Source organism: Neisseria musculi, from assembly GCF_014297595.2.
GTDB lineage: Bacteria > Pseudomonadota > Gammaproteobacteria > Burkholderiales > Neisseriaceae > Neisseria > Neisseria musculi.
In genome coordinates this window covers 1,670,415-1,682,706 of sequence record NZ_CP060414.2, presented here as the reverse complement: position 1 = coordinate 1,682,706, position 12,292 = coordinate 1,670,415, and the positions used below count along the sequence as shown (strand labels likewise).

General features: G+C 54.8%; 8 protein-coding genes. All 8 read left to right on the top strand.

The features are described from left to right. Positions 1-16 precede the first annotated feature (16 nt). The 8 genes from H7A79_RS08765 to H7A79_RS08730 are packed head-to-tail and all read left to right on the top strand — an operon-like array spanning position 17 to position 12,261. Entirely contained in the window at positions 17-328 is a 312-nt protein-coding gene (locus tag H7A79_RS08765) for a phage tail assembly chaperone (protein ID WP_186999980.1), read from the top strand. 47 nt (positions 329-375) lie between these two features. After that, positions 376-648, top strand: coding sequence for a DUF1799 domain-containing protein (locus tag H7A79_RS08760; protein WP_186999979.1), 273 nt, complete (start codon positions 376-378; stop codon positions 646-648). Then, positions 638-3,859 carry a phage tail length tape measure family protein gene (locus H7A79_RS08755; RefSeq protein WP_186999978.1) on the top strand — a complete coding sequence of 1,074 codons (3,222 nt, stop codon included), beginning with the start codon at positions 638-640 and terminating at the stop codon, positions 3,857-3,859. The genes H7A79_RS08760 and H7A79_RS08755 overlap by 11 nt, the downstream gene beginning before the upstream one ends. A gap of 50 nt (positions 3,860-3,909) precedes the next feature. Then, positions 3,910-4,248, top strand: coding sequence for a phage tail protein (locus H7A79_RS08750; RefSeq protein WP_186999977.1), 339 nt, complete (start codon positions 3,910-3,912; stop codon positions 4,246-4,248). Further along, positions 4,245-4,964, top strand: coding sequence for a phage minor tail protein L (locus tag H7A79_RS08745; RefSeq protein ID WP_186999976.1), 720 nt, complete (start codon positions 4,245-4,247; stop codon positions 4,962-4,964). The genes H7A79_RS08750 and H7A79_RS08745 overlap by 4 nt, the downstream gene beginning before the upstream one ends. Next, positions 4,961-5,722 (top strand): C40 family peptidase, encoded by a 762-nt coding sequence (locus tag H7A79_RS08740; RefSeq protein WP_187001673.1) that lies wholly within the window; start codon positions 4,961-4,963, stop codon positions 5,720-5,722. The genes H7A79_RS08745 and H7A79_RS08740 overlap by 4 nt, the downstream gene beginning before the upstream one ends. A gap of 18 nt (positions 5,723-5,740) precedes the next feature. Then, the gene (locus tag H7A79_RS08735; protein WP_186999975.1) at positions 5,741-6,532 is read left to right on the top strand and encodes a tail assembly protein; all 792 of its coding nucleotides are present in this window, start codon (positions 5,741-5,743) and stop codon (positions 6,530-6,532) included. A 41-nt stretch (positions 6,533-6,573) separates the two neighbouring features. Continuing rightward, positions 6,574-12,261: a TipJ family phage tail tip protein gene (locus tag H7A79_RS08730; protein ID WP_186999974.1), complete on the top strand. Its 5,688-nt coding sequence runs from the start codon at positions 6,574-6,576 to the stop codon at positions 12,259-12,261. Positions 12,262-12,292: the final 31 nt, after the last annotated feature.

Sequence of the window (12,292 nt, the reverse complement as noted above, 5' to 3'; positions counted from 1 at the left end):
GCCTGTTGGAGTGAAAATGTCGAAATTGAAATTAAACCCTGAAGCAACATTCAAACATACTGTTTATATTCCTGTTGCGGGCGGCGAGCCGCAGCCGGTGGAGTTGGTTTACAAATGGCGCAGCAAAAAGGCGGTGGATGAATTTGTTGAAAAACACAAAGACGGATACGGTGTTGAATCTGTAATGGATTGCGTTTCCGGCTGGGATTTGGAAGAGGAATTTAGCCGTGGAAACGTTGAAAAACTGCTGGAAAACTATCTGTTTGCCGCATTACGGATCACTACCGGCTATATCGACGAAATCTTTAACGCCCGCGTGGGAAACTGATAGCCGCCGCCCGCGCGCTGTATAAGCCGAAAGCCGACGAATCTGCCATGCGTGCTTTCGGTTTGACAGCGGCGGATTTTACCGAAGAGCAGGTGGAAGTATGGCCGTGCAACCGGCGGGCGGTTGAATTGTTCATTGCGGTGTCGACGCAATGGCGCGTGGGTTTTTCCGGAGCCTACGGGCTGGATTACGGCGCGGTTGCGGCGGTGATGGATATGCAGGGTATCAAGCGCAAAAGCCGTAGATCCCTATTGCGGAAAATACGGCTGATGGAGCGGGAAGTATTGTCTATGTGGGCGGAGCGCGAAAATGGCAAGTAGCAACGAAGTATCTTTAAAATTCAGCGCAGACACCGAAGCGGCCAAGCGCGGTATCGAATCGCTGGAAAAAACCGTTGAAGATTTCGGTAGAAAAGCCGAAGCGGGCGGCAAACGCGCGGCGGCCGGTGCCGCGAAAATCGGCGACGGCGCGAAGCAGGGCGCGGAGCAAACCGCCAAATCCGCGCGGGAAATCGAGCGGGAAACCCGCCGTGTCGAACGCGCACTCGAGCGGCTGGCGGTGGAAACCCGCACGGGCGGGCGCAACACGCTGGAATATTATCTGGAAATCGCCAAACAGCGCGGTGCCGATATTCCCTATTTGGAATCCCGCGCCCGCGCCTTGAACCTGGTCGGGCAGGCCACCGCCCGCGCCACATTGAGCCAGCGGCAGTACAACAACGCTATGCGCATGGTGCCCGCGCAGATGACGGATATCGTTACCCAGTTGGCAGGCGGCCAAAACCCGTTGCTGATCGCCTTGCAGCAGGGCGGGCAGCTTCGCGATTCGTTCGGCGGCTTCGGCTCGATGTTTAAAGGTTTGGCTAGCCTGTTCACGCCTGCCCGTGTCGCCATCGGCGGCGCGGCTTCGGCGGTGGCCGCGCTGGGCTATGCCGCCTATAAGGGTGCGGAAGACGTGCGTGCGCTGGAAAACGCCTTAACGCTGGCGGGAGGCAGTGCCGGCATATCCGCCGACCGTATGCAGAGCCTGGTTTTGAAAATCGGTGCGGCCACCGGCGGCTATGCCGAGGCGCGCGAAGCCCTGATTGCTTTGGTTGCCAGCGGCAGGGTGGGGGCGCAAGACTACGAACGCTTCGCGCAGTCTATTGTGTTGCAGTCTCAGGCCACCGGCAAATCGGTTGAAGATGTTGCCAAGCAATACGAACAGATTGCCGAAGATCCGCTGAAGGCCATCGTAAAATTTTCGGGCGTTTACCAAACCCTGAATGCAGATGTTTACGCGCAGGTTAAGGCTTTGCAGGCGCAGGGGCGGGCGCAGGAGGCCGTTGAGTTGGTGTTGCGTAAGTTTGCCGACGAATCCGATCAGATGTCGGGCAGGGTTTTGGAAAATCTCGGCCTGATTGAAAAAGCGTGGAAAGGTATTAAAGACGCGGCGGCAGGTGCTTGGGAATCGATGAAAAGCATAGGGCGCAGCGCAACCTTAGATGAGCAGATTGCCGATCTTGAGCTACAACTGAAACAAGGCCATATACAATACGGGAGAAGCGGTCTTTACGGATCAATTTATTCCGGTTTGTCGGCTGATGCACGCGCAGAAAAACAGCGGCAGCTTGAAGAGCTTAAGCTAAAGCGAAAAATCAACGATGAGCAGGAAAAGGAAAGACAGCGGCAGGCGCAGACCAATCGTGAAGCGGTGGCGGCGCAGGAGCGTATCGAGCGGGTAAAAGAACAAAATAAAACGGCAGATCAGCGCCGTTTGGAAGCCGAGCGGCAATTGATGCAGGATATTGCCAAACTTCGCGCCGACGGCAGGGCTGAACAGGTGAAGGCTGCCGAAAAAGAACTTGCCGTTATGCGGCAGCGCCATGCCGAAGAAAGAAAAGCCGAAGCAGAACGGGCGGTGCGGGCAGCAAAACGCAATCAGCAGGCCGTAAAGTATACGGTAAATCAAAAAGTTTTAAGCCAAGCCGCCCAATACGGTTATGCGGATATTGAAAAGCGTTACGGCCTGCCGAAAAACATTTTGGCGGCTTTGTCTATGCAGGAATCGCGGGGCAACATCGGCGCGGTATCGAATGTCGGCGCACGGGGTGTAATGCAGTTTATGCCCGACACCGCCCGCCGTTTCGGTGTGGATGTCGGCAGTGTGAAGTCTTCGGCGGAAGGCGCAGCGAAATATCTGCGCTTTTTGCTGGATAGGTATCATGGCAATATCGCCCACGCTTTATCTGCTTATCATTCCGGCGAAGGCAATATCGACAATATGCTGAAAGGCCGCTGGAAGCTCGGCCCGGTCGGCAGAAAATACGCGCCCGAAGTGATGGCGCGTATGGATTGGTTAAACGGCGGAAAAGGCGAAGTTTCAAACGATATACGCAAAGACTTTATCAAACTTGGCGAACCTGAAAAAACCGCTTATCAGAAATGGTCGGAAACTTTTCTGCAAAGTCAGGAAAAAATCAACGCTTCTTTGGCCTTATCCGCGCTGAATGCGGGCAAAACCATAGATAAACAGCTTGAATTGTTATCTTCTCCGCTATATGCGCAGATGTCGGCTGCGGAGCAGGCGGCGGCCTTGGCGGCGGCTGAACATGCCGACGAGCAGGCCGCGTTGAATTCGGTGTTGAAAAAATATGCCGATATTCAAAGCGGTTTGCAGCAGGAAGCGGCGCAACAGCTTGAAGACAAACTGTTTGAAATTTCGTTGATCGGAAAAACCCGCGAAGAAATCGAAAAGCTCACGCTGGCGCGGGTTTGGGATAAACACATAGCCGAAGCCGCTATCGCAGGCGCACCGCCTGAAATGCTGGAAAGCATGAGGATGGGCAAAGCCGACAGCTTGGATAAACTTAGGCAGCGGCAGCTGGCGCAAGATGTTGTGGATAACGATTGGCGCAGCGGCCTAGAAAGTGGCTTACAGGCTTATATGGATTCGTTCGGCAGTATGCGCGAACAAATGGAAGATGCAACAGTGCAGACGTTCGATCGCATGGGCGATGCGCTGGCGGATTTCGTTGCCACGGGCAAGCTGGATTTTCGTGATCTGACGGTTTCCATTTTGCAGGATTTGGCAAAAATGCTGGTAAAAATGGCGATTGTAAATGCCATGAAATCGGCATTGGCCGGTTATGCCGAAGGCGGCGTGGTTATGAGTTCTTATTCCGGCGGCGGCTATACCGGCCACGGCGGCAAATATGAACCGGCCGGAATTGTGCATAAAGGCGAAGTGGTGTTCAGCCAACGGGATGTAGCGCGGCATGGCGGCGTGATGGCAGTTGAGCGGCTGCGGCTGAAAGGATATGCCGACGGCGGGGTGGTAGGGGTGCCTACCGCTTCGCTCGGCGCGCTAAACCGCAATGCGGGCGGCAATACCAATATCAGCATCACCATCAATTCAGGCGGCGGCAGCGAAGCGAGCGTACAGGCCGATACCGAAATGGGCAGGCAGTTGGCGCAGGCGTTGCCGGTAATGATTGAGCAATGGTATGTGAAAAATGTTGCCCGACCCGGCGGAACTTATCATAAAGGTTAGGCAAAAGGCCGTCTGAAATTTCAGACGGCCTTTTGCCGTTGGAGCGTAAATTGTCTAAGCAAACGTTTAAATGGCGTGTTACGTCGGAATCGGCGGCAGAGCATAATTTTGATGTGCGCACGGTGCAGTTCGGCGGCGGTTATGAACAGCGGCAGCCGAAGCTGTTACGCCCGAAGCTGCAAAGCTGGGATGTGAAAATCGTCGGTTTGCGGGCGGAAATTGACGAAATCAAAGCATTTTTGGATGCGCGGCGCGGGGTGGAATCGTTTTACTGGCAGCCGCAAGGCCGTGAAAGGCTGTTGGTGGCGGTGTCGGACAAATACACCGAAACGCCGCTTGGCGGCAAGGTTTATTCGCTTGCGTTTAAGTTTCGGGAGGTGTTGGCATGAATCCGCGTATAAGCGGTATGTCGGGGGTGATGTTGCAGTCGCTGGCCGATATGCAGCAGGATGTTTTGATTGATTTGTGGCAGCTTGATTTCCGCGAGTTCGGCGGTGAAGTGTTTTATTTGTGCAATCAGGTGAACGAAACGGGCGCCGCTGTGGTTTGGCAGGGGCAGGCTTACGAACCATACCCGATTCACGCCGACGGCTTCGAGATGACGGCGCAGGGCGCGGGCAACCGCCCCACGTTGTCGGTTTCAAATCTTTTCGGGTTTGTAACCGCTGCCTCGGAGCAATTTAACCAGCTTGTCGGCGTTACCGTTATCCGCCGACAGACCTATGCCAAATTTCTTGATGCGGCCAATTTTAAAGCGGGTAACGGTACCGCCGATGCCTCGCAGGAAGTGGTAAGTAAATTTGTCGTCGAACGGCTGGCAAGTTTGACGGCGGAATCGGCCACATTTGAATTGGCGGCGCCGTCTGAATCCGACGGGGCGGTTATTCCTGCCCGTATCATGCTGGCAAATGTCTGTTGTTGGCAGTATCGCGGCGAGGGATGCGGATACACGGGTCGGGCAGTTGCTGACCGCTTCGATATGCCGACAAACGACCCTGAAAAAGATATATGCAGTGGCAGTTTAACTGGCTGCCGCGCCCGCTTTGGAGCAACGGCGGTGCTGCCTTATGGCGGGTTTCCGTCTAGCGACAAGGTGAATACATAATGGATATTGAATTTTTAACCGAGGAAGTGCGGCAGAAGATATTAGATTGCGCTGCCGCAGAAAGCCCGCGCGAAATGTGCGGGTTTATTGTTTTTAATTACAACGGTTTGGAATTTTTCCCTGTAACAAACCGCGCCATGTATCCGGATGATGACTTTGAAATTTCGGCGGATGACTGGCTGCTGGCGGAGAAAGCAGGCGAAATTGTGGCGGTGGTGCATTCCCACCCCGGCGGCGAGCCGTTTTTATCGGATGCCGACCGGCAGTCGCAAACGCATAGCGGTCTGCCGTGGTTGTTGGTGGTTGATGGCCGTCTGAAACTGTTTCGGTTCTGCCCGCATCTGCGCGGGCGGATATTTGAATACGGAACGGCTGATTGCGGCACGCTGGTGCGTGATGCGTTTATGTTGGCCGGGGTGGACTTGCCGGATCATATCCGGGGCGATATGGATGCCGATGCGGCTGCGGGTTATTGGGTAGCCCATTTGCAGGCGTGCGGGTTCAGGCGTATTGATGATGTAGCAGAAATCTGCGTGGGCGATGTGGTTTTAACCGCGCTGGGCGGGCAGGCCAATCATGCGGCATTTTATTTGGGCGGTGGCGAAATACTGCACCATGCTTACGGTCAGTTGAGCCGCCGCGAGCTGTATAACGGCTATTGGCGTGACTGCACGCATTCGGTTTGGCGCTGGCCGGAGTGGCGCCCTGAAATGATTCGGGCGGTTGAAAACGATTTGGAATTTTCCGCACCCGTGTAGCGGGTTGAAAGGTTGGCGATGATTCGAGTGTGTTTTTACGGCGGCTTGCGACAATACGGCCGCCGCTTTGATTTGCATGTAGACAGCCCGGCCGAAGCGTTGCACGCACTGTTTAGCCAAATAAAAGGGCTTAGGCAGTATATACGCGACGGTGTGTATCAGGTTCGCTTCCAGGGTGAAGACCACACCACCGAAACGATGCAGGATGTTTTCAGACGGCCTGCTTCCGGCGTGTTGCATATTGTGCCGCGCGTGGCGGGTGCGGGTAGGCGCGGCGGCATTATCCAAACGGTTATCGGTGTAGTGATTGCGGTGGTTGGTGCTTATTTCGGGCAGGCGTGGGCGGTGCAGTTAGGTGTAGGGTTGGCAGTTGGCGGTGTGGCGCAGATGCTGACGAAACAGCCTAGGCTTGATTCTGCAAAAGGGGTGGATGCCGGCAAAAATACGGCATTCAGTAATTTAAGCAACACGGCAGCGCAGGGCAATCCGGTGCCGTTGGCATATGGGATTTGCTATTGCGGTAGCCGCGTGGTGTCGCAAGGTATCGAATCGCGGCGGGTGGCAACGGGGACGGGCGGCGGCAGCCGAAATGCAGGAAACAGCATAGTGCGTATGGTTGCGGCGGCGGCCGGTATTAATAACGATGTGCAGTCTGCCGACCCGCTGGCTGTTGATTTGACGCTGGGCATGGAGAAAACCTTTGCAGGCGGCGTAGCGGCAACTGCACCAAACGGGCAAAAATACAATACTGATTTTGAAAACGACAGCGTGCGTGCCAGAAACTATACGGCAGCATATACGGTAACTTAGGCCGCCTGAAAACAGGCGGATTTATTTGACGGAGCAAAAAAATGGGCGGTAAAACAGGTGGCGGTCAGTCTACACCTTACGAAGCACCTAATACCTTATCGAGCGCACAATCGCTGCGCATTATCGATGCAATTTCAGAAGGTGTGGTTGCCGGTTTTGCCAACGGAAATGATGCGCCTTTTAAATCGGTATTTTTTGATGATACAGCGGTGCAGAATCCCGACGGCAGCTTCAACTACAAAGGTGTGGTGGGATTTTTCCAGCGCGGTATGCAGGATCAAGCCTATGTGCCGGGCTTTGATGCGTCTGAGCGGACTGTTCCCGTGTCTGCCGGTGTCAAAAATGCAGTGCCTATTGTGCGTTCCGTAACCGATGGTTTGGTTGGGCGTTTGCGTGTTACTGTGGCCGTTGAGCGTAATGCCGCTGTTAACGATAAAGGCGATACATTGCCGGCCAATACATCGGTGTTGGTGGAATTGGTGGGTAATCAGGGGGTGCAGGCTTCTCAGATGGTTACCTTTACCGAAAAAGGCAGCGGCATGTATTACCAAGACGTGCAGTTCGATAAGCTGCCAGCCGCGCCGTTCAATATCCGCGTATCCCGCGTAACGCCCGACAGCACCACCGACAAAGTAAGCAATAATACTTATTTCTCGTCTTACGTTGAGATTATCGATGCCAAATTAAGCTATCCCCACACTGCTTTTGCAGCTTTGGCGATTGATTCGGATCAGTTCGGCAATTCCGTTCCGCGCCGCAATTACTTGCTGAAAGGCCGTTTGGTAAAAGTGCCGGCCAATTACGACCCCGAAACCCGTACATACAGCGGCCAAACATGGGATGGCAGCTTTAAGCAGGCATGGACAAACAACCCTGCATGGGTGTTTTACGATGTGTTAACTCAGCCCCGTTTCTCTACGCTTGCCCGCCGCTTGAAAGTGGCCGATGTCGATAAATGGAGCCTGTATCAAATCGCCAAATACTGCGATGAATTGGTGGATGACGGTTTCGGCGGCAAAGAACCGCGTTTCGTCTGCAACGCCTATATTACCAATTTGACGCAGGCCGGTGAATTTCTGCTTAACCTTGCCAGCGTGTTTACCGGTCTGCCCGTTTGGAACGGTGCGCAGATGTCGGTGGTTATGGATGCCAATGTCGACCCCGTGGCGATGTATAACAACAGCAACGTGAAAGACGGCCTGTTTACCTATTCCGGTGCAGCGTATAAATCCATTCATACCGCCGTGCATGTGCAGTATGTCGATAAATACGACGGCTACCGCACCAAAACAGAATATGTTGCCGATAATGAGGCTATTGCCCGTTACGGCCTGAACATCAAGCAGATTACTGCTTTCGGCTGCGATTCTCGCGGTCAGGCTGCCCGTTTTGGCGCGTGGACGCTGCAAACCGAACTTCGGCAACAGAATATGGTGTCGTTTGAAATCGGCCGCGAGGGTTTGAAACACCTGCCTTACGATATTGTGCAGGTAATGGATAACCAGTATGCGGGCGCCGAGCTATCAGGCCGCGTGGCGGCTGTTGAAGGCACTACCGTAACCCTTGACCGCGAAGTGTCGGATGTTGTCGGCTCGCTGTTTTTTTACAGCAATCCAGCCGGCTTGCAATCGGCTAAAGTATTGAGCCAGCCTGCAGCGAACCAAGTTGTATTGGAGGCGGTTTCGGCTTTGGAGGCGGCTGCCGGTTGGGCGTTGAGCGGCAAAGTCAAACCGCGTCTGTATCGTGCCATCGGCATTAAAGAAAACGCCGATGCCGGCACCTACACCGTTACCGGCTTGTTACATGATCCGAAAAAATACGCGGCGGTTGATACATGGGCAAATTTCGACCGCGAAATTACTACCCTGCACAATATTACCCCTGTTTTGGTAAACGGCAACGTGGCTGCCGATGGCGGCGTGGTGGTAATCAGTTGGGATAATTTGAGCGCCGGCGGCCAAGTGCTGACCTATGATATTAAGATTTACCGCAATAATCAGCTATACCGCCATATACCCGATGCGCAAAGCGCCGAAGTCCGCCTTGAAAACTTGCCAAACGGCAATTATAAGGCCGAAATTCGCGGCAGAAACGCCCGTGGCGCTTTATCCGAGCCGCTGGTTAAAGCGTGGTCGATTGATTACACCGTTACCGGTTTGCGCACTACGCCTAAAACATTGGCGATTTCCATTGATTGGGTGTTGCCGCAAACCGTGGTTTCCGAATTGGTATCTGAGCTTTGGTATGCGCGTAGTGCTGATTTTCAGACGGCCACCAAGCTTGCCAGCCTGCCTTATCCGCAGAATAGCTATCAATTGACGGGTGTTGGGGTTGTTGACACTTATTATTTTTGGGTGCGCATTGTCGATGCGGCGGGTAATTCCGGTGAGTTTACCGCCGCAGTGATGGGACAGGCCGACAAAGACCCTGCCCCGATTGTGCAGCAGATTCAGGGCGCAATTACCAAATCCGCATTGAGCCAAAGCCTGATTGAATCGTTAAACAGTGATATGGCCGGCGCCGCTGCAGCGGCAGGCGGAAAAGCACAGGCGGCAGCAGCGGTTGATGCGTCCAATAAAATCATGGCGGAAGCGGCGGCGCGCCAGAAGGCATTACAGGCCGAGGCTGCCGCGCGTACTGCCGCCGTCAGGGCAGCAGCCGACAAAGCGGCGAAAGACTTGGCGGCCAAGGCTGCCGAAATCGGCACGCGGGTGGCGGCGGTTGAAAACGTGAATGCCACACAGGCGCAGCAGATCAACACCGTTACCGCCGCGCAGAGCCAAACGGCGGCGGCCTTGGAAGCCGAACGCACGGCGCGGGTCAAAGGTGATGAAGCCGAGGCCAAAGAGCGCAGGGCGCTGGTTACGCGGGTGGCGGCGGTAGAAGGCAGTATCACCAAAGAAACCCAAGCCCGCACGGCTGCCGACAATGCACTCTCGGCGGAAACCAACGCGCTGAAAACCCGCATCGGCAACACCGAGAGCGGCATCACCGCCTTGCGCAAAACCGTGGCGGACGAAACCCAAGCACGCTCGCAACAGGTGGACACGCTGACTGCCAAATTCAACAACCTGAATATCGGCGGACGCAACCTGATTCGCGACAGCGGCGTTTCCCGCAACCACGGCTATCTGCGACAGTACCCGCTGGCCGATGCGCCGAAGGTGGGCGAAACGGTAACGGTTACCGTGTGGGGGCAGTTGGGCGAAACGCGCAACGGCCAAATCGGCGTGTATAACACCCACGGTTACAGGGAGTTGTTCAAACTGGAAAAGGTTTCAGACGGCCTCTGGCGCGGCACCGGCGTGTGGAACCACCATACCAACCCCAATGCCGACAAAGACCAAGACGTTTACCTGAACCTGTATGCCTACCCGAGAACCGGTGAAAACAACGACAACCGTTTTGACCGCGTGAAGCTGGAGCGCGGCAGTGTGGCGACCGACTGGACACCTGCGCCGGAAGACGACAACGCCGCCGCAGCCGAAGTGTCGGCACAATTGAACGCCTACAAAGAAGCGCAGGCGCAAAAGGATAAAGCGCAAACGGATGAAATCCATGCCGCCAAGGCCAAAATCGGGCAGAACGAAGCGCAGATTCATGACCTGAAATCCACTAAGGCCGACAAAACCCAAGTGGTTGCCCAAGTTCGCTCGGAGTTGCAGGCCGAATGGCGCGGGTATGCGGACAGGTTGAACACGGTTGAGTATGTCAATAACCACGTTAATCTTGATGAGCGCACACCGGGCTGGTATGCCGCCAAGCCTAAAGGCGATTCCAAAATGCTGGCCGATGCAGGCCGTTTGGGTATAGGCAACCACGGCTTCGTTACTGTTACCACCACCAACGCCTACGGCCAACCCGCCCACGTTACCCAACGCGCGGTATCCAGCAACAGCGGCTCGGTGTGGCAACGTGTGGGCAATACTGCAGACGTATGGGGTGAATGGAAGATGCAGGAAACTGCGGCGGGTGCCGCAGAAAAAGCCGAAGCGGCCAAAGCCGCCGCCGTTCAGACGGCCTCGGCAGACGCACAAGCCAAAGCCGATGCCGCCAAAGCGGCGGCAGAGCGTGCAGCGCAGACTAAAGCGGACGCGGCCAAGGCAGCCGCGATTGCAGCGGCAAGCGGCGATGCCAAAGCCAAGGCAGATGCTGCCAAAGCAGCAGCCATTGCAGACGCTGCGGCAAAAGATGCCGTTATCCAATCACAGGCGGCAGCGGATGCCAAAGCCAAGGCAGATGCGGCAAAAGACGCGGCCATTGCCGAAGCGCGGCGGCTGAACACGGCGACCGATGCCAAAATCACAACGTTGCAGCAAACCGTATCCGAGCAGGGGCGTGCCGCAGCTTCCCAGCTTACCGCATTGACCGCAAAAGTGGACAACCTGAATATCGGCGGGCGCAACCTGATCCGCGACAGCGGTGTTTCCCGAAATCACGGCTACCAACGCAACTATAATTTGGTAGAAGACGCTCCGAAGGTGGGCGAAACGGTAACGGTTACCGTGTGGGGCCAGTTGGGCGAAACGCGCAACGGCGAAATCGGCGTGTATAACACCCACGGTTACAGGGAGTTGTTCAAACTGGAAAAGGTTTCAGACGGCCTCTATCGCGGCACAGGTATATGGAAGCACCATACCAATGCCAATGACAAGCGTCAAAACGTCAGCCTCAACCTGTATGCCTATCCGAACAACGGCACAAACAACGACAACCGTTTCGACCGCGTGAAACTGGAAATCGGAAATGTGGCTACCGATTGGACACCCGCCCCCGAGGATGTAGAAGCCTCGGCCACCGCCAAAGTACAGGTGGCGCAGGAAGCAGTAGCGGAATTGAGCGGCAAGGTGCAGTCGATGTACACCCTGAAAACCGAGGCGGTTCACGGCGGACGCAAGGTGATTTCCGGGCTGGCCTTGGGCGCGGACGGCAAAACAGGCGACAGTCAGATGCTGGTTTATGCCGACAAATTTGCGCTGGTCGACCCGAACAGCAAGACCATGAAAGCCCCGTTCGTAGTGGTGAACGAAGGCGGCAGGGCAAAGGTGGCGTTGGATGGCGACTTAATCGCCGACGGGTTGATACACGGTAAGCATATCGCTGCCGGACAGACGTTGCAGGCTCCTGTTTTGAATAGTGGTACGATTAATGCCGGTTCGATTATCGGAGGGGTAATACGGGGTGCACGGATTGAAGCAGTGGATTTGGAGGCGGCCAATATTATTGGTGATGTTGTTTCTGTGCGTGGTTTCAGTTTTACTACTTCTCATCATGGTTATCAAGAATTGACCTGCCGAATTTCGGAAAGTAGAAGATCGAAGCGGACAGTAATCATTCCTCAGGTTTTGGCTGTTGCTGAAGATGGCGCAAGGGTTGATTTGCAGCTCTATTTTGACGGGATATTGACGGCGCACCAAATTATCCAGTCGCCGACAAAAACAACCCGTCATTCCAGCTCTCACCATTACAGCACTTGGACTTCCAGCCAATCTGTTTTAATCGATTCCGGTAAGGGGTATAGGACGGTAACTATCCCCTCTGCACATATTCACGGGCAAATTCCGATTAGTTTTGATTTGCCGTACACGGTGCCAAAAATCGGCGGAATTGCACGCACCATGCAGATTGATGGCGCGGAGCACACCCTGAATATTCTTTGCCGGGTTAATGGCAATTTCAACTATGAGCCGCTTGGTGATGTATCGGGGATTGTTTGTTTTATCGTTTAAATTTTAAGCCGTCTGAAATGGGTTCAGACGG

Bases quoted from the DNA above. Each gene is read 5' to 3' on its own strand.
- H7A79_RS08765 (WP_186999980.1), top strand. From the start codon at position 17: ATGTCGAAATTGAAATTAAACCCTGAAGCAACATTCAAACATACTGTT.
- H7A79_RS08760 (WP_186999979.1), top strand. From the start codon at position 376: ATGCGTGCTTTCGGTTTGACAGCGGCGGATTTTACCGAAGAGCAGGTG.
- H7A79_RS08755 (WP_186999978.1), top strand. From the start codon at position 638: ATGGCAAGTAGCAACGAAGTATCTTTAAAATTCAGCGCAGACACCGAA.
- H7A79_RS08745 (WP_186999976.1), top strand. From the start codon at position 4,245: ATGAATCCGCGTATAAGCGGTATGTCGGGGGTGATGTTGCAGTCGCTG.
- H7A79_RS08735 (WP_186999975.1), top strand. From the start codon at position 5,741: ATGATTCGAGTGTGTTTTTACGGCGGCTTGCGACAATACGGCCGCCGC.
- H7A79_RS08730 (WP_186999974.1), top strand. From the start codon at position 6,574: ATGGGCGGTAAAACAGGTGGCGGTCAGTCTACACCTTACGAAGCACCT.